Below are 19,171 nucleotides of genomic sequence, written 5' to 3'. Positions count from 1 at the left end.
AAGCGATAATAAATTAACACAATAAAAGTCAATTTTATCCATTGTTAATTAATAAAAATGAAATTTTACACTCTTGATGTTTTTACCAATCAACCCTTTAGTGGTAATCAATTAGCTGTATTTCCCCATGTTGAGGAGTTATCTTCGCAAAAAATGGCAAAAATCGCTAAAGAATTTAATTTTTCGGAAACGGTTTTTGTTTTTCCTCCTAGCAACCTTGAAGCTAACTTTGATGTGAGAATTTTTACCCCCGCTGGTGAGATTCCTTTTGCGGGACATCCGACCATTGGTACTGCTTTTCTGTTAGCATATTTGGGAATGATACACTTAACGGGTAATACCACCGAAATTATTTTACAAGAGAGAATAGGTAACGTTCCTGTAACTATTTACTGTCAGTATAATGAAGTCGTCTCTGCAGAATTAACTGCCCCAAATCCTCCCAAATTTTTTAGTGATATACCTTCAAAATTAGCTTTAGCAGAAGTTTTGTCTTTATCACAAACAGATTTAAGCGATAAATATACTCCTCGAGCCGTTTCTTGCGGTTTACCCTTTTTAATTATTCCTGTTAATAGTCTTTCCGCTTTAAATAAAGCACAAATTAATTTAATTTCATGGCAAAAAACTTTATCTAATCATATCGCTCCCCATATATATCCTTGTTATCAAGTTGATGAATTTGAATGGAAAGTGAGGATGTTTGCTCCAGCTTTAAATATAACAGAAGATCCCGCAACTGGTTCGGCGGCTACGGCTTTTGCCGCTTATTTAGCTAGTTATCAGCCTGAGATTAATGGTCATTGGCAATGGTTAATTAACCAAGGTTTAGAGATTAATCGTCCTAGTAAAATTATAGCTAGTGCTAGTAAAAAAGATAATAAAATCACCGAGATTAAAGTTAAGGGTGAATCAGTAATTATTACTGAAGGAATTTTGACAATTAATAATTACAATTAATAATTAATAATTACTAAACTATTTTAAAAAATGTCCGCAGGATCAGCAGATTTCAATTTATTGACAGCGATCGCACCTGATAAAAAGCACATAATAACAGTTAAAATAAATACTAATATGGCTAAATCTTTAGTCATAATAATGGGTAAACCAGTAGCTTTTGCCGCCTGATAATAAAGAAAACTAGAAATCCCAAAACCCGGAATAAAACCTAAACAAGCTAAAATAATTGCTTCTTGAAAAACGAGAATTAAAAGATAAGAATTATCATAACCCATCGCTTTTAAAGTAGCATATTCAGGTAAATGATCAGCAACATCAGTATAAAGAATTTGATAAACAATAACGATACCAACAACTAAGCCCATACCTGCACCAAGAGTAAAAATAAAACCAATAGCAGTGCTACTTTCCCAATAATTTTTTTCATAATTTAAGAATTCTTCTCTGGACAAAATTAAAACATCACCGCCATTTAATTTCTGTTTTAAAGTGTTAATAACTGCCGTAGAATCAGCCTCTTTTTCAAGTTTAATAACTCCAATATCAATTAAGCCTTTACTACGATTAGGAAATAATCTTAAAAAGTTTAAATCACTGGTAATCAAGTTACCGTCAGCACCAAAAGTTGCACCAATAGTGAATAATCCGCCTACTTTTACTTGCCGACTATCAATTTCTGTTTTTACTTCTTTTTCTTGTTCATAAAGTTGGGAAATATTGCCAAATTCTGGACGAGATTCATTATCAAATAAAACCACATCCGGTAATTTTAATTTATCTAAATTTTCAGTGACTCCTGATAAGTTAAAAACTCCTTGTTTGGGATTAAAACCTACTATCATAATTTGTCTAGTGTTTTGATTTTCAGGATTTTTCCAAATACTGAAACCGATATAAATAGGATTAATCGACTCTACACCATCAACTCCTAAAGCCTCATATAAACGCCGAGAAGAGAAACTTTTCATGGCAATTAAAGCATCAGATTGAGGGCTAATTAAAAATACATCTCCTTCGATTTTTTCGTGTAATCTCACAGAACTATTTAGTAAAGCAGTTTTAAATCCTAACTGCATAAACATTAAAATATCGGCAAATCCAATTCCTGCTAAAGCGATTAATAAACGTATTTTCTCTCTACTTAATTGCAACCAAGCTAAGGGTATTTTCATAGTGAATAATTAATAGTGAATAATTAATTGATAAATATTTATTACAATGAAATTTCAGCAATGATTTGAGCGTAAATTAAGTTATTAACAATGTGATTATCTTCAGGATTAATAGCTATTTTTACCTCTATCACTCGTGCATCAACACTAGCGGCAGGATCTGTTTCTAATACATCTTTTTTGCCTATTTTTGGGCTAATTTCAATGATTTTACCCTTTAAAGTTTGATTAAAACTATCATTATCACTTTTTATCTTAGCTTCTTGTCCTAACTTAATTTTACTAACATCACTTTCATATACTTCTGCTACGGCTACCATTTGAGTCGTATTAGCCATTTCTACTACTCCTTTGAGGTTATCAATATTTTCTCCCTCCCTTGCGATAATTTCCAGAATTTTGCCATCACTAGGTGCTTTAATTTTTGTTAATTCCAAGTCAATTTCTTTATTTTTGACAACAGTTATAGCTTTATCTACTTGTGTTTTGGCTTGTATCACATCCACTTGCCGAATTTCCTGAATTTCTCTTAATTTAGCTTCTGCTTCTGCAATTTGTTTTGTCAAGGTATTTACTTGTTGAGTGGCTAGTGCTTCTGCCTCTCGGATTTCTTGTGTTAAAGTAGTAAAAGTTTTTTGATAACTTGCCTGAGATTCTTGATAACTTTGAGTTGCTGTATCAAAAGTCAACTGTCTCGATTCCAAATTTGAGGTAGAAATTACTCCATCTTTTGCCAATTCTTGATAACGCTGTAATTCTGATTTTGCATTATTTACTTCTGCTTTTAACCGTTGAATAGCTGCTTTTTTTTCTGACATTTCTGCTGATAATTGGGCATTTAACCGAGCAATTCTGGCTTTATTTGTGGCAATAACTCCATTTAATTCTGCTTTCAATCTTTCAATAGTAGATTCTTGTGCTTCTAAAGTTCCTTCTTTTGCACCAGCTTGTATAATAGCTAAATTAGCTTGGGCAACTTCAACTTCTTTTTGAGCAGTTTCTAACTCTGCTTTTTTTGTATCATAATCCGTCGTGATGGCTATAGTATCACCTTTTTTAACTATGTCTCCTTGTGTAACCAATAATGTTTTCACTTTTGCTCCCGCCATGGTGGGTGATGCGATTACATTAATAACATCTCCCAGGGGTTCAATTCTACCTAAAGCGGTAACTGATTTTAAGGGATTGATTTGAGTAATTGAGGTCTGCTTAGTATTTTTGACTTCTAGTTGATGAAAGAGATAAAATCTGGTGAATATAATCATTAAAGGTATAAATATACCGATCATGATCATTATTTTCTTCCCGTTTTTCCTTAAAAAAGATGTTGATTCGCCCATGTTGCCTAAATTTTAGACTAGACTGTACAGTGTGATTTTATATGAAAAATTATAACACTAAAATGACTTTAAATTATCATCAGCAAAAAACGGAAGCAAAAACAGAAAAGATTTTGCAAGGTGCATTATCTGAATTTTTAAATCATGGTTATTTAGGTACAACTATGGATAAAATTGCCCAAACTGCTGGAGTTTCTAAACAAACTTTATATAGTCATTTTGGTGATAAAGAAAAATTATTTAAGGCATTAATTTATGAAGTGACTACAAAAAAATTCCAACTGGTTTGGTCAAAACCATTGCAGGGAAAACCAGAAATTGTATTAAAAGAATTAGCAGACAGAATTATTAATGAGGTTAATGATCCTCAATATTTAGATTTTGTTCATATTATCGTTACTTCTGCTAAAATTTATCCTGAATTAGGAGAGTTATTTTTAGAAAATGTTGCTAAACCAGCTATGAATATTTTAACTAAATATCTTGATGATTGTTCTGATTTAAGTTTAACTGATTCTGAAGCGATCGCACATATTTTTGTGAATAGTTTAATTCACCACATCCTCACCCAAGAAACATTACAAGGCAAAAAAGTTATCCCTATCAGTGTAGATAGAATTGTAGATCAATTAATAATTATGATTAAATAGAGTCAAAAATCATTACTACAGAGTTAAAAAAGTTATCATTATTGATGTTCTGTAGCTTAAAATAATGACAAAAATTTTTAACAATAAAGAAAAAGAAGAAATCTTATCCTCATTTTTTCTTTTTGTTTTTTTATCCTTTAATTTTATATTTTTTACTTTATATAAAATAGTATTTATTAAAAATATTATTTATAATTCAAATGCTAATCCGAACTATTTTAGATTATTTAATATTAGATGTTAAATGTGATATTTAATGGGCTCCTTTACCGTGAAAAACGACTTTTATCGTTTCCAATATTAAATTTAAGTCATATAAAACAGTCCATTTTTTTTGATAATCTAAATCTAAGGTAACAATTTCCTCAAAGTCGTCCACTAAAGATCTTCCTCTTACTTGCCACTCTCCTGTAATGCCAGGTTTTACGTTTAAGCGTAACCAATGACGTTTACTATAGTTATTTACTTCGTCTTGAGTAGGAGGACGAGTACCAACTAAGCTCATATCATTAAATAATACATTCCAAAATTGAGGAAATTCATCTAAGCTGGTTTTTCTTAAGAATTTACCTATTTTTGTAATACGAGGATCTTGCTCATTTTTAAAAATATGACCTTTTGCTTGATTTTCTACTAAATGTTTTTTTTGATCTGCATCAGAATACATAGAGCGAAATTTCCAAATCCGAAAAGTTTTTCCAGATAATCCGCAACGAGTTTGACTATACAAAATTGGTCCTTCGCTGTCTAACTTTATGGCGATCGCCACAGGAATAAAAATCAATGCCGTAATCAATAAACCAACTAACGAACCGATAATATCAATAAACCTTTTCAGATTGCTAAAGGTAGAAATATGAACTGTTGAGCAAGAATTATTAGAAGAATTGATGAATGTTTCATCATAAGGATATTGGTTAATCAATCTAGTGTCTGAAAAAAACATAACGTTTGTGCCTCTTGGTTATAAACTAAAAGTTTACACTATAGTGTTTTTACGTAAGTATAAGACTTGTTATTTAGTATATATTTTTTTTCTCCAATTGTGTTATTTTTTTATTAAAGATTCTATAAAGTTCTAATTTGATTAATCTGCAAGGTATTCTTGATGGGGAAAAAAATATTAAGAAAAAATAAAATTTTCAAAAATTAGTGGCAAAAAATAAAAAGCTGTTATATTGGGTAAGTAGAAAACACTTACGTGTAAATAAGTAGGAAAACCTTAAAATTATGAACAATTTTCTTTGTCTTTCCCTAATTCCCCTAGGGAAAAAATCTTTTAAAACTATAGCTTCTAGCTCTCTTGCCTTGGGAATGGCAACGGTGGCTTCCTTAGCAGGTTCAACTCTTCTTGCTCCTGGTGCACAAGCACTTACATTGTGGGATTTTAAACAAGCTCCTATCATTTTGGGAGATAAACAGTTTACATACATTTTTAGCGATAACATAGATGATGGTGCTACCATAGATGTGTCATCTAGTGGACAAGACTATATATTTAGCTTAGATTTACTAGGTGCAAATCGCAATGTTGCGGCTTTTAAATTAGATTACGATGTACAGGTCTTAGATCCCAAATATGTAATCGCGGAAGTTGATCTCGATTCTACTGTAAACTCCTTTGCTCCTAATGAAGTGTTAACAACTGACTTTAATGCTACTCAGTTGGTAAGTACCAATGGATCTGCTGATATAGGTGGTATTGTTCCTCGCTCTGCTGTTGTTGCCGTTCGTAACGATTATGTTTCTAATGGAGGTACAATTTTCTCATTCCAGAACAGTTTCCATCAAGTGGAAGTACCTGAACCTTTAACCATTTTAGGTACTGGAATTGCTTTAGGTTTTGGTGGTTTATTCAAAAGTAAATCTTCTAAAAAACAATCAGCGGAGGCTTAATAAGATAAGGTCATTCTATTTCCTTGGGTTGAATTTTTATTAGAAAAAAATCTAAAAAAAATCTAATAAATATAGATAATTTAGGGAAATTGTCGTTGTGATTCGCTATAATGAAAATCGATTTGTATATCAACTCTTCTCAAGATCAGGCTAATTTTTGTGATTTGTTTTTTCTCATTTATTGCTCTTGATTGAGTAATAAATTTCAACCTTAATGTTAACTCATTAGGGTTTTTTTTTTGAAGAAATCTTTTGCTAATTTGGTCATTTAAGGAGAAAAATTTTATAGTTTAGAAAAATAATCTTAAGGTAATATATTCGGATTTTTCAATTTCGCTTTTAATTCCCACTTAATACGATTTAGAATTGAAGTTTCATCTAAGGAATTAATGATATTTTCTACTACCGCTGAAGGTCCATTTTCCCCCCAAGATGCACCATTTGCAAGATAAACTTTTGTAACTTGTCCAATAGCGTAAGTAGAGACTCCAGCGATTGCCCCTTGAGTAATAGCAACAGAAAGATAAGGAGCGATACTTAAACCACCAGATACGGGAGTAGCTAACCCGAATAAGCCTTTGAGAGAACTTAAACCAAATGTTACTAATATATCACTAGCAGTAATTCCTCCTAAACTCATGGCAATTTTTTGTAATAATTTAACCGCACTTTGTTGAGTCATGGAAATACCATAAAGATGAGAAAGAGTTAAAATCATGGCAACATCAATAATCGCCCCTGTAAATAAATCTAAAGCAGTAACGGGATTAAAAGCAATGGCAGTGGCTTTCGTCATAACAGTTTTTTGAATTATTTTTTCAGCTTGGGTTTCTCGACAAATAAATTTTTGTTGTACTAATTTTTCGTTAATTTCCCCGGTAAATAACATGGCATTTAAAGCCACTAAAGATTTGCCTTCTTGATGAAGAATTTGCAAAATTTTGACTTGTAAATCTTGAATTTGTGGTTTTCCCCGTTGACGAGAAATGCTGATTTTTCCTTGTTTATCTTTAACGCTCGTGATAATTAAAGGAGAAGCGGCAACCATGACAATTTCATCAGGAGATAATAATTCCCTCACCCTAACATCTCTAATGGTAGAATAAATTTCTGTGCGATCAGCATCAGGATACTGATCAATTTTATTAAATACTAATAACATGGGTTTTCCCACTTCTCGTAACTGACATAAAGCGTTATATTCAACCCTCGTTATATCTCCTGCAATCACGAATAAAATTAAGTCAACTTGGGTGGCAATTTGATGAGCTAGAATTTCCCTCGTTTCGCCGTCTATTTCATCAATGCCGGGGGTATCAATTAATTGTATTTGCACATTTTCGATGGCTTTAATTAAACGTTGCACTTTTTGCTGACTTTCGCCGATGTTTTCCTTGGTTAAGTGCCAATTAGTTTGCTCTTGCTCACGAGTTACGCCATGTAAAGGACCAGTAATAAAAATTTCTTGCCCGACTAAGGCATTTAAAACACTAGATTTTCCTCTGCCAACCATACCAAAAGCAGCAATTTGAATAACAGAATCTTCTAATTTTTGTAACATTTGGCTTAAATGTTCAATATCGGTTTCTAAGCCTTGTTTTTCTTCTTCTTTTAGATCAATATTAAGTAATAAATTTTGTAAAGATTCTTGTGCTTGTTTATAATTAATTTCTCCTTGCAAATGAGCAAAATCGAGGATAGTATTTTCCCAATCTTCTTCTTGCCATTGCCATTCTTTCATCTTATTTTCTACCTAAAAGCTTATAAAAAATTTGAATTTTATGAATTATAAAAATTAACTTATTACTATTTATAATAATTATCTAAAATTAATTTAATTTCATTAATGCTAATATTTCATATTTCAAATTTATTGTAAATTATTAATAATAAAATACTTGTTTTTGATTCACATGAATAAATTATACGATAACCTGTACTTTTACCTTTTTGTATATTACTATTTTTGACTGTGACTTTATAAATATAAATTTCACTCTCAAAGCCTGTAAGACGATCTTCTAATAAAATACTCTTTATTGTATTGGTATTGTAGACTTAATATCTTCTTTAAGATTAAAATATTTTTTAGATAAATTATATACTTTCTTTTTCAAATTCATCGGCAAATCTCACATAAATTGAAAAATTATTAGTCATCAATTTTCCTCCATAATTCTGAAATTGATCTAGTTTTTCCTTCTTTTACTCGTTGTAATGCTCCAATTAAACTAGCTTTAATTTCTTCCACAGAGGTATCATCTTCATGAAATTCATTTTTATCAGATACTAAAAGAATATCTTTTACTAGGCTAGAAATATCAATATCTAAAGAATCATCTAAGAATAATTCTCTGGGATTATTTACTGTTGCCATTACTTCAAAAGCTCTTATAATCTTATCTTAACTTCTTTTAACTTAATAATATTATTAGTTAAATTAATAAATCATTGAATCAGTAATAGCTTTTTTTGTTACTATATGTTTAAAACTCCCCGAGTAGGATTCGAACCTACGACCAATCGGTTAACAGCCGACCGCTCTACCACTGAGCTATCGAGGATTGCTCACATTTAATTATTATAGCGAAAGGAAAAAAAAAAAGCAATAGCAACAGGAAATTTTTTTTAGAAAAACGTAAATTCTCTTTCATTTCGATCTATGCTAGAGTATAACAAGTTTCGAGGTTGCTTATGTTAACCGAATATCGTTCTATTTCTTTGTCTTATATTTCTACTAATTTAGAAATTCTTGCTCATTTAGATGCCATTGCTACTGTTTACCAAAGAGATCATGATAAGTTTCATGTGGTAATAAGTAATATCGATTTTGCCAATGCCTTTGATAACACAGAGACAAAAGTCTTAAGGAGTAAAAATAATCGTAGTAATAAAAATTTACTATGGCTAGAAATATCTCCTTATCGAGTAATCATGACTCAGCAAAATAGAAATAGTGTCAACTATCGTCATTTTTGGGAAAGGGGTATCTATGGTAAAAGTCGTTACTGGATTAATAATGATGCTGATGATAATAATCAGCAAAATTGTCTTCACTTGCGTAACTTTACCCGTAGTTTAACCTTAACTGATAAATCTTTGCCTAAATCTTTAAGAATAGAATATGAGTTATGGAGTAATCATCTGAATTTGGGTAACTATGTTTTACACTTAGAAATTAACTGAGAATCAATAAAATCAAAATAGTATTGATGATATAAAATACTCCCACAATTTGAGTTTCTGACCAACCACTTAATTCTAAATGGTGGTGAATGGGTGCCATTTTTAAGAGTCTTTTTCCTTTTCCTTCAGCATCTTTGGTGGCTTTATAATAAGTAACTTGAGCTATTACTGATAAAGATTCCACGAAAAATAATAAACTGATGATAAATAACGCCCATAAATTTTGACTTAAAATGCCTACTGCCGCTAAACTTGCACCTAATGCTAATGAGCCTGTATCGCCCATGAATACTGATGCTTTATTGCGATTATGGATGACAAATCCTAAGCAACCTCCGCTAATAGCAAGACAAAATATTAATAAATCAGGATAATTTTCTCCGACTAAAATTCCTAATCCTAAAAATGCGATGGCACAAGTGCCTCCAGCTAAACCATCAACTCCATCCGTTAAGTTCGTTGCATTGCTTTGTGCTACCATGACAAAAGTTGCCACAAACCAGAAAAAAAAGCCTAAAGGTAAGATGAAATTAAAGGGTAATTCGATACTTGTGATAGAAGCAGGTTGAGAAAAATACATCCAAATACAGAAAATGATTGCAACTCCGATTTGTAGGATTAATTTTTGCTTGGGAGTTAAACCAAGATTGGTTTTTTTCCGTAAAATTTGCCAATCATCTACCCAACCGATAAAACCATAACTAAGAGTTACCAATGCTGAAGCTATCACGTTTCCTGTAAAATCTCCCATAATTAAGCCGATAATAACTGCCGTTGGGATGAAGAAAATTCCCCCCATCGTAGGTGTACCTGCTTTTTTTAAATGACTTTGAGGACCATCTTCTTGTATAATCTGGGAGGCTTTGATTTTTTGTAAAATAGGTACGACTACATACCCTAAAGCACCACAGGCAATAGTTGATAAAAGTAAAGGTAAAATTTGATTAATCGTTAAAAAACCGAAAGCGATAATCATTAAAATTCCCCCAAGGAAAACTAATAATGTCCATCCAGTAGGATTTATTAAACGATTCAAAGATACAGAATTGCTTTTCATTTTACTTATAAGTAGTTAGACAAAATTAATGTTAAATTTAGTTTTAGTAATCAATAAAATATTGATCAATAATCACTATGATCAATGAGTGATTATTCATTACTATTTCTGACATCAAGATGAATAAAGTATTAATTATTCATTGACAATTGTCAATTTTTTAACTGTTTGATAATTGTTTGTAAATATACCATGTTTTCACTAAGTTACCTTGCATCAAAGTACTAACACCTTTTAAGTATTGAAACTCAATCATTTCTGGTTTTAATGTTAATGCTGGTTGTAAGGCTTTTTCTCCTTCTTGTCCTCTCCAATCATACAAGTATAGAAAAGTTAGATAAGCATGATTAAAAGGGTTTTCAGGATCTTTTTCTACTAATCTTTGAGCTGTTGCGATCGCATCATCAACTTTTTGTTGTAATACTTGAGATAAAAGTAAAGTATATAAATAGCCTAAATTATCCTCAGTTTGTAATCGATATTGCATAGCTTTTTCAGTTACCTTGAGATAATCTTGAGTAGGATCATATTGATTAATTCTGCCAATATCAGCAAAAATAGGATCTAAACCATCAATTCCTAGAGATAAATTGGGGGCTAATTTGCTAATTTGAGAAACTAAATCTAACTGTCTATTAGAGGATATTAAATCAGCATTTTTGTCAAGAGTAATTTGAATATTAGGAGTAAAAATAGGATAACTTTCTCCTGTATCCATATTCAAATAACTTGCTTGTAAAATATAATCTCCATCAGGTAAATTTTCTTCAGCAAACATAGCCGTATTTTCGATAACTTGAAAATCTTGATTTAATTCTTTTAAAGCGACATTATCAGAGTGTAAATTTCCCATAGCAAGACGATGATCATGTGTCCATTTTTCTTGACTTGTCAAAGATTGCCAGTTTAGAACAAGAATGGCACTATTTAAATTATTCCATGACCCTGACCATTTATAAGTAATAGGAATAGATTGCCCTTGTTTGACTTTTTTCGGCACAATTATTTCATCTAATTTAAGATTATTATTACTACTATTTAAAGGTAAAACTTCATTATTAGGTAAGAGACGATGGTATAATTTTAATTCACTTTCATCAGGTAATTGCCATTGTTTAATTACTTTGAAATCTCCATTATTTTCAACTAATTCTACGGTAGTTTTTTGAGCATCAGGTATCGAGCCTTGATAGCCTGTTTTCGTCAAAAACCAATCTAATGAATTAACATCTTGAAAAACAAATTTTTCTTGAACACCTACTTGTCTTCCAAATACTTTAAAAGCAGGAATTGAACCATAAAAAGAGATATTATGTTGATTTATTTCGGCAGTGGAAGGTAAAACACCGATATTAGATCTTAGGTAAGGAGCGATATTAATAGCGGTAGGAATAATATCTGGAGTAGCCCATTTTTGAGACATATATGGAAAATTTTGCATTTTTGAACTAAATTTTTCCGTTAAAAAATTACCTCCAATGGGGAATAAATTTAATAGCATTAAAATAATAGCAAATAAGACTGTAAATAATTTTAATAAGTTAGAGCCAATAGCTTTATAACTATAAATTAATGCTGATAAAATTAAGGCAAAAATGGGTAATAATGGTAAAATATAACGAGCATCTTTATTAACGTTTAATGAAGATAATAAGTAACCACCAAATAAAAATACTCCTAACCAAATAGTAATCAAATAAGTTAAAGAATAGTTGTTATTTTTGACATTTACTTGATTTTGATAAAAATTAGATTGAATAAAAGCAGAAAATTTGCTTAATTTAGCTGATTTATTGGTTAGATATTTAATAGTTAAATAAATCAAACAAAGAACAGGAATAATCAATAAATGCCATGATAATAAATAAGGTAAAACTTCACCATAAAAAGTCCATGCTTGTAAGGTATTTAAAGGTGGATCACCTTCTAATATAGCCGAATCAACAGTTGCTCTTTTGCCGGATGTAAAAATTAAAAGCCAATTAGTACGATACCAAGGAAAAAAAATAAAAATTGCTATCAAAAAGCTAGTAATTAATTGTGTTAACTTGTGCCATTTTTTATATATAAATAAAGATATAAAGGCAAAAACAATCGGTAAAAATAGGAAGAAAACAAAGGTTTGTTTTAACATTATTCCCAAACCGAAAGAAATTCCTGATAAAATTGCCAACCACCATGAAGATTTAGTTTTACTAAAATACCAATAACTAAAAATAGTGAAGCTAAAAGTTATCATTACGGTTAGAGGATAATCTAACAAAAATTCAAGTCGATAATAATATAAAGCAGGAATTAATTGTACTAATAAACAAGCAAATAAAGCAATTTTTGAGTTAAAAAATAAAACTCCTAAATAAAATAATGAAATTAATAAAATGAAGCTAAATAATGATAAAACTAAGTTACCATGATCAACACTTGCACCTAATATTAAAAAAAAAGGTGCAGTTAAAATATACATTAAAGGAGGTATTTTATTTGATAATAACCAAAATTCTCGCCACCATGAAGCATCAAAAAAATGAGGAGTTTTTAGTGCTTCTTTATATACCATTACTCCATTAAGATATTCCGAAGGATCCCATGCTGGTATGGTATTATCTAAACTAAACCAAATACGATCAACTATAAAACCAAAACTCCAGATTAAGATTAGCCATAAAATGACTCTCCTATTAGATAATTTATCTGATAATGAATAATTATTTGTTAAAATATTTTTGACTGACATTTGTTTATTAGAATAGAAATCTGAAAATTTATAATTTCTTTAATACTGCTTTTCGTTTTTCCATTAATAATTGAGCAATGGCTTCAGAAACAATAGTAATTAATGGCGATGGAAAAAGTTTTAAAAATTCTTCGTTCGTAATTTTATGATCGAAAAAAAGATAACATTTTTGTGTATAAATAATAATTTTAGAAAAGGTTAAATATTTAACAATAAAGGTAGTAAATAGAGCTTGTTTAAAAGGATATTCAAAGTTTTTTTGACATTCTAATTCTAATAAAGCTAAAGTATCATTTTCAATTTTATCAGTGGGTGCATAAAAATTGAATACAGGTAAAAAATTAATTAATGATAAATGTTTAGACTTCATGTTACCACGTATGCCGAATAAAAAAGATAAAGATATTTGAGGGTAGAAACGCATACAAATCGCTTCTAAAAAAGAAATACTAACTAATTTAGCGGTGAGATAAAGCCTAGTAATTTTTAAGTTATATTGAGCAGAATTAATTAATTCTTGAAAAGCTTCCTTAGAAGGTTCATTATTATAATTATGAAAAATAAATTGAGGAGATAAATAATTGATAAAATTAAGAGTATTTGCTAAGGCGATTCTATACTCTTCAATCGTATATTTTGTTGTTTCTCTTAAGCAATGATTTGTTTCTGGTAATAATAGCCATGTATTATTAATAAATTCCATAACATCAGAAGAAGCAAAACCGCTCACATCAACATTTGCTAGTTTAACAGCTTGGGTAATCGTACTAACAAGATCTTGATCTTTTAAACCTAAATTAAACTGATTATTTACTCTTTCTAAACGTTTTTTTAAAAGTACGGTTATTTGATTAATTTCGCCGTCAATATGTCGAAAAGGAATAGTTAATTCTATTAAGGTAATAATTTGAGTAATGATAGGTAATGATAAAATTGGTTCTAATACTTTTGTCGCTACTAAAGCACTTAAAAATTCATTTTGTCCACTAAATTTAGATAAATTATCCCCTAAATTTAAACCAAAAATATTCAATAAAATTTTAAAAGAATTATCTTGATAATTTAATTGTTTTTTTATGAGTAAGCTATCATTTTTTTGTTCAATAAAAGGAGTGATATAAGGTGTTAAATTAAAAGGAATTTTACCATCAACTTGCCAATAAACTATATCATGAAATAATCCAGCTAAAGTAATTAAAGGATAATCTGAATTAGATACCATTAAAATATGTTTAAAGTTATGAAAATATCGAGATTTTTGCGTCATCATCTCAATTATTAATTCAGAAACTTCACAGATTTTATCATCAGTAACTATAAAACCCAATTTTGTAATGGCATTATTTAGTATTTGACAACACTGATACAGATAATCTGTTTGATTCATGAGTTTTAGCCACTTTATGATCAGTAGTGATGGATAATATAAAGATTTTTTTTAATTTTATCTTGAAATGAGCAGAATTTTCCTGTGGTATTTTTTTATTAGTCACATAAATTTAAAAAATAGCTCTTCTGGTTTGAGTCTGAATCAATTTTTAGTTAAAACAAATATCAGATCTTATGACTTAAGTTTTGTTAATTTTGACATAAAATATACAATTTACTTTGTTTTAAAATTTATTTAACTTTAACTTCATAAAATTAAAAGAAAAGATAATAAATATATTTTTGTTTTATGATAAACAATTACTTGAAGATAAAATTTTTTCCTTAATTAATAACTACTTTTGGTTTTATTAATTTTATATTTTCATCCATCTTTAATTCACTGATACCAATAAACTCACAAAGATAATTATAAGTACGATAAAACTGATTATCTACATTATTATTAATAACTATTTTTTGTCCTTGACACCATCTTTTACTCTCATCTTCATTAAGATTTATCATAGATAAATTTTCTAAGGGATAATCAAGATTAATTAATTTAAAATCACTTGTTTTTTTTTGTGAAGTTATATCTTCAAAATCTAAGCTATTTTCTATGATCATTCCACAGCTAAGAGTTCGATTTAAAGCGGATAAAGTTGCACCTGTACCTAATTTTTCTCCTAAATCGCGCGCTATAGATCTAATATAAGTGCCACTACCGCAAAACACTTGTAAATCTAATTCAGGAAATTCTCCATTTACCCAGTCTAAAATATCAATTTTAGTTATTTCTACTTCTCTTTTTGGTATATCTATTATTTCCCCTTTTCTCGCCAATTCATATAATTTTTTACCTTCTTTTTTTATGGCACTATAAGCAGGAGGAGTCTGCTGAATTTTACCGATAAAATCTTGTAAATAAGGAGTAATTTTTTCTAAAGTTAAATCAAAAGCTGAAGTTTTTTTGATAATATCTCCCTCTAAATCATCGGTAGTGGTAACAATTCCAAATCTAATTTTAGCTTGATAAGCCTTCCCTGTTGGTAAAAATTGTAATAATCTAGTAGCTTTACCAATGGCGATGGGTAAAACACCCGTAGCTAAAGGATCTAAAGTACCACCATGACCGATTTTTTTGGTTTTTAAAATCTTTCTTAATTTAGCAACACAATCATGAGAAGTGAAATTTTGCGGTTTATTTAAGTTTAGAAAACCATCCATTGATTAATAAGGAGTGAGGAAGAATAAATCAGTAAGGGGTTTAAACCCCTCGTTAAAAATAAGGAATAGACAATAATTCTGGAATAGACATATTGTCTATTATTTTTAATTGCTAATTGTTAATTTTATTCAGTTAATCCAAAAACACGATTAATGGATTTTTCGACTTTATAGCCAGAATCAATGGATTCTAAAGGATCTTTTCTTAAACGATGACGCAAACACAACGGCATCACACGACGAATATCATCCGCCGTAACTTCTGTACGAGATTCAAAAGCTGCTAAGGCTTTCGCCGCACGATTAGTAACAATATCTCCTCTTAAACCATCAATATCTAATTCTGAGCAAATTTCTGATACTTTAACTCGAATATCATAATCCATTGTTACTTTTGGTAATAATTCTTGAGCTTGAACTAATTTTTTTTGTAATTCTTGTTGTTGTGATTCATATTGAGTCAAGAAACTTTGAGGATCACGATCAAATTCTCCTCTTTGTTCGACAATTTGGACTCTCAAATCGGGCTCTTTGACTGTGCGTATCTCTGCGTGCATTCCAAAACGATCAAGTAATTGAGGTCGTAATTCCCCTTCTTCGGGATTACCTGAGCCTACCAAGACAAAACGGGCAGGATGGCGAATAGAAATACCTTCCCTTTCTACTGTATTCCACCCACTAGCGGCGGAGTCCAATAATACATCAACTAAGTGATCATCAAGTAAGTTAACTTCATCAACATAGAGAATACCACGATTAGCTTTAGCTAGTAATCCGGGTTCAAAGGCTTTAACTCCTTCTGAAAGTGCTTTTTCAATGTCTATCGTACCACAAACTCGATCTTCCGTTGCACCTAAAGGTAAATCAACCATGGGTACTTTTTTTTGAATAATTGTTAATTCTTCTTGACGATCAATTTTGTCTCGAATATCATCAGTCATCATTTCAACATCAATAGGAGAGGAGTTAAAAGGATCACCTGCCACCACGTCAATCTCTGGTAATAAGTCCGCTAAAGCCCTAATAGTGGTAGATTTTCCCGTACCTCGATCGCCCATAATCATTACTCCGCCAATTTTCGGATCGATGACGTTAAGTAATAATGCAAGTTTCATTTGTTCTTGTCCGACAATAGCGGTAAAAGGAAAAACAACACGACGATTTTTAGGGGGGGCTTGTAAAGTTGCGGTCATAATTTTTTATAAAAAGATTTACTTAGAATTAAATTTAATTAGTGCAATGTAAATAAGCATAACCTTTCTATAATATTCGTTTGTTCAAAACCCGTCAACTAAGCTGAAAAACTTAATTTACCGATAAAGAACTTATTACTTATTAATTATTTATCTATCCAACACTGCCTTCTAATTTAAGACTGAGAAGTTTATCAGCTTCGGCGGCAAATTCCATCGGTAACTCGTTTAAAACATCTTTACAGAATCCACTTACTAACATTGAGACGGCATCTTCTTCGGATATACCTCGTTGAGCAAAGTAGAATAATTGATCTTCACCAATTTTAGAAGTAGAGGCTTCATGTTCAACCCTAGCACCATTATTATCCACTTGAATATAAGGAAAAGTGTTTGCTTCGGCGTTATCACCAATTAGCATAGAATCGCATTGAGAGTAATTTCTTGCACCAGTGGCTTTATTTCCCACTTTCACTAACCCACGATAGCTATTCTTCGAGTTTCCTGCCGATATTCCTTTAGAAATAATTGTACTGCGAGTATTTTTGCCAATATGCACCATCTTAGTACCAGTATCAGCTTGTTGCATATTATTGGTTAAGGCGATGGAATAAAATTCACCCACCGAGTTATCACCCACTAAAACACAACTAGGATATTTCCATGTTATCGCAGATCCAGTTTCTACTTGAGTCCAAGAAATTTTCGAGTTAATACCCTTACATAAACCGCGCTTGGTAACAAAATTATAAATACCGCCTTTACCATTTACGTCTCCTGCATACCAGTTTTGTACAGTAGAATATTTTATGTCTGCGTTATCTAAAGCCACTAATTCTACTACTGCGGCATGAAGTTGGTTACTATCGTACATAGGAGCAGTACAACCTTCAAGATAACTCACCGACGCTCCTTCTTCGGCTACGATTAAAGTCCGTTCAAATTGTCCAGTATCCCCGTTATTAATCCGAAAATAAGTAGATAATTCCATCGGACATTTTACTCCTTTGGGAATAAATACAAATGAACCATCACTAAATACAGCACCATTAAGAGCCGCAAAATAGTTATCAGCAGAAGGTACAACACTGCCTAAATATTTTTGTACTAATTCGGGATGTTCCTGTAATGCTTCAGAAATTGAGCAGAAAATAACCCCATCCTCCGCTAATTTTTCCTTAAAAGTTGTACCGATAGAAACACTATCAAAAATAGCATCAACAGCAACATTACTTAATCGTTTTTGTTCAGATAATGAGATACCGAGTTTTTCAAAGGTTTCTAGTAAAGTGGGATCAACTTCATCTAAACTATCTAATTTTTTCTTCTGTTGTTTGGGTGCAGAATAATAAATAATATCTTGATAATTAATTTGAGGATAACCGACGTGTGCCCATTGTGGTTCAGTCATTTTCAGCCATTGACGATAAGCCTTAAGGCGAAATTCTAACATAAATTCAGGCTCATTTTTTTTGGCAGAAATCAATCTTACGACATCTTCACTTAAACCTTTAGGAATAGTATCCGATTCAATATCTGTAATAAATCCGTATTTATAAGGTTGATTAACTAAGGTTTTAACGGCGGCACTCATATTAATTTCAAAATATAGTAATAATTAAATAGTTTAACAACATTTTGGTTGCTAAAGTCCATTTTACAGTTAACAATCAATAATTAACAATGAAATAAATATGTAAATATTACTACACTTGAAACCTAACCACTGATAAATGATAGCTAACAACAGTAAAAAATCTCACATACTTAAGATTGCTATAGCCTAAGATTATTTTTTGCACTTTATCAATTTATGGTTAAATATTAACCGTATTTGTAAATTTAAGTTAAGGAACTATTAAAAATGGATTTATCAAGAATTCCCGCCCAACCTAAAGCTGGTATTATTAATGTTTTAATCGAAATCCCTGGCGGTAGCAAAAATAAGTATGAGTTTGATAAGGATATGAATGCTTTTATCTTAGATAGAGTATTGTTTTCTTCTGTTAAATATCCCTATGATTACGGTTTTGTACCTAACACTCTCGCTGATGATGGTGATCCTCTTGATGGTATGGTGATGATGGATGAGCCTACTTTCCCCGGTTGTGTTATTGCCTCTCGTCCTATTTGTATGTTAGAAATGATTGACGGTGGCGATCGTGATGAAAAAATCTTATGTGTACCAGCAGAAGATCCACGTTATGATCATGTTAAATCCATGAAAGATGTTGCACCTCATATTTTAGAAGAGATTGCCGAATTTTTCCGTAGCTACAAAAATTTAGAGAAAAAAGAGACTAATATTTTAGGTTGGAAAGATATTGATAAAGTTGCACCTTTAGTAGAAGAATGTGTAAAAGCCTATAAATAATCAATTAA

At 30.7% G+C, this 19,171-nt stretch carries 16 protein-coding genes and 1 tRNA gene; 5 read left to right on the top strand and 12 right to left on the bottom strand.

Annotated elements, in window-relative coordinates; all coding sequences use genetic code 11:
- Positions 1 to 57 precede the first annotated feature (57 nt).
- Positions 58 to 960 carry a PhzF family phenazine biosynthesis protein gene (locus tag GM3708_RS01260; protein ID WP_066343364.1) on the top strand — a complete coding sequence of 301 codons (903 nt, stop codon included), beginning with the start codon at positions 58 to 60 and terminating at the stop codon, positions 958 to 960.
- Positions 961 to 983: 23 nt separating this feature from the next.
- On the opposite strand, the gene devC is transcribed toward GM3708_RS01260, so the two are convergent.
- On the bottom strand, positions 984 to 2,135 hold the full coding sequence (gene devC / locus GM3708_RS01255) for an ABC transporter permease DevC (RefSeq protein ID WP_066343362.1): 1,152 nt from the start codon (positions 2,133 to 2,135) through the stop codon (positions 984 to 986).
- A 41-nt stretch (positions 2,136 to 2,176) separates the two neighbouring features.
- Positions 2,177 to 3,430 (bottom strand): HlyD family efflux transporter periplasmic adaptor subunit, encoded by a 1,254-nt coding sequence (locus tag GM3708_RS01250; RefSeq protein WP_231933021.1) that lies wholly within the window; start codon positions 3,428 to 3,430, stop codon positions 2,177 to 2,179.
- A 107-nt stretch (positions 3,431 to 3,537) separates the two neighbouring features.
- Here GM3708_RS01250 and GM3708_RS01245 point away from each other — a divergent pair, with 107 nt between their 5' ends.
- Positions 3,538 to 4,125, top strand: coding sequence for a TetR/AcrR family transcriptional regulator (locus tag GM3708_RS01245; protein WP_066343359.1), 588 nt, complete (start codon positions 3,538 to 3,540; stop codon positions 4,123 to 4,125).
- 253 nt (positions 4,126 to 4,378) lie between these two features.
- On the opposite strand, the gene GM3708_RS01240 is transcribed toward GM3708_RS01245, so the two are convergent.
- Positions 4,379 to 5,071 carry a sugar transferase gene (locus tag GM3708_RS01240; protein ID WP_066343356.1) on the bottom strand — a complete coding sequence of 231 codons (693 nt, stop codon included), beginning with the start codon at positions 5,069 to 5,071 and terminating at the stop codon, positions 4,379 to 4,381.
- A gap of 284 nt (positions 5,072 to 5,355) precedes the next feature.
- Between GM3708_RS01240 and GM3708_RS01235 the strand changes: the two genes are divergently transcribed.
- Positions 5,356 to 6,021, top strand: a complete 666-nt coding sequence (locus GM3708_RS01235; protein WP_066343354.1) for a PEP-CTERM sorting domain-containing protein — start codon at positions 5,356 to 5,358, stop codon at positions 6,019 to 6,021.
- Between the two features lie 304 nt (positions 6,022 to 6,325).
- Here the strand turns inward: GM3708_RS01235 and GM3708_RS01230 are convergent, their stop codons facing one another.
- From GM3708_RS01230 to GM3708_RS01220, 3 genes are all read right to left on the bottom strand, one after another.
- A complete protein-coding gene (locus GM3708_RS01230) occupies positions 6,326 to 7,762 on the bottom strand; it encodes a GTP-binding protein (protein WP_066343352.1) in 1,437 nt (478 codons plus the stop codon).
- 411 nt (positions 7,763 to 8,173) lie between these two features.
- Positions 8,174 to 8,398, bottom strand: coding sequence for a hypothetical protein (locus tag GM3708_RS01225; RefSeq protein ID WP_231933019.1), 225 nt, complete (start codon positions 8,396 to 8,398; stop codon positions 8,174 to 8,176).
- A gap of 115 nt (positions 8,399 to 8,513) precedes the next feature.
- A tRNA-Asn gene (locus GM3708_RS01220) sits at positions 8,514 to 8,585 on the bottom strand.
- A 130-nt stretch (positions 8,586 to 8,715) separates the two neighbouring features.
- Between GM3708_RS01220 and GM3708_RS01215 the strand changes: the two genes are divergently transcribed.
- The gene (locus tag GM3708_RS01215; RefSeq protein WP_066343341.1) at positions 8,716 to 9,207 is read left to right on the top strand and encodes a hypothetical protein; all 492 of its coding nucleotides are present in this window, start codon (positions 8,716 to 8,718) and stop codon (positions 9,205 to 9,207) included.
- On the opposite strand, the gene mraY is transcribed toward GM3708_RS01215, so the two are convergent.
- The 6 genes from mraY to sufB all read right to left on the bottom strand — a co-directional run bounded on the left by mraY (position 9,200) and on the right by sufB (position 18,383).
- Positions 9,200 to 10,264 carry a phospho-N-acetylmuramoyl-pentapeptide-transferase gene (mraY, locus tag GM3708_RS01210; protein WP_066343338.1) on the bottom strand — a complete coding sequence of 355 codons (1,065 nt, stop codon included), beginning with the start codon at positions 10,262 to 10,264 and terminating at the stop codon, positions 9,200 to 9,202. The two genes, GM3708_RS01215 and mraY, sit on opposite strands and share 8 nt — an antisense overlap.
- Positions 10,265 to 10,424: 160 nt before the next feature.
- A complete protein-coding gene (locus GM3708_RS01205; protein ID WP_066343335.1) occupies positions 10,425 to 12,998 on the bottom strand; it encodes a glycosyltransferase family 39 protein in 2,574 nt (857 codons plus the stop codon).
- A gap of 28 nt (positions 12,999 to 13,026) precedes the next feature.
- Positions 13,027 to 14,385 carry a hypothetical protein gene (locus tag GM3708_RS01200; RefSeq protein ID WP_066343328.1) on the bottom strand — a complete coding sequence of 453 codons (1,359 nt, stop codon included), beginning with the start codon at positions 14,383 to 14,385 and terminating at the stop codon, positions 13,027 to 13,029.
- Between the two features lie 326 nt (positions 14,386 to 14,711).
- Positions 14,712 to 15,596, bottom strand: coding sequence for a tRNA pseudouridine(55) synthase TruB (truB, locus tag GM3708_RS01195; RefSeq protein WP_066343326.1), 885 nt, complete (start codon positions 15,594 to 15,596; stop codon positions 14,712 to 14,714).
- A gap of 125 nt (positions 15,597 to 15,721) precedes the next feature.
- Positions 15,722 to 16,789: a magnesium chelatase ATPase subunit I gene (gene bchI, locus GM3708_RS01190; RefSeq protein ID WP_066343325.1), complete on the bottom strand. Its 1,068-nt coding sequence runs from the start codon at positions 16,787 to 16,789 to the stop codon at positions 15,722 to 15,724.
- Positions 16,790 to 16,943: 154 nt separating this feature from the next.
- A complete protein-coding gene (sufB, locus tag GM3708_RS01185; RefSeq protein WP_066343323.1) occupies positions 16,944 to 18,383 on the bottom strand; it encodes a Fe-S cluster assembly protein SufB in 1,440 nt (479 codons plus the stop codon).
- Between the two features lie 270 nt (positions 18,384 to 18,653).
- On the opposite strand from sufB, the gene GM3708_RS01180 reads away from it, so the two are divergent.
- Positions 18,654 to 19,163 (top strand): inorganic diphosphatase, encoded by a 510-nt coding sequence (locus GM3708_RS01180; protein ID WP_066343322.1) that lies wholly within the window; start codon positions 18,654 to 18,656, stop codon positions 19,161 to 19,163.
- The last annotated feature ends 8 nt before the right edge of the window (positions 19,164 to 19,171 follow it).

It is taken from the genome of Geminocystis sp. NIES-3708, from assembly GCF_001548095.1.
In the GTDB taxonomy this organism is placed as follows: Bacteria; Cyanobacteriota; Cyanobacteriia; order Cyanobacteriales; family Cyanobacteriaceae; genus Geminocystis.
The sequence above is the reverse complement of the archived record's forward strand: the minus strand, read 5'-3'. Positions and strand labels throughout refer to the sequence as shown.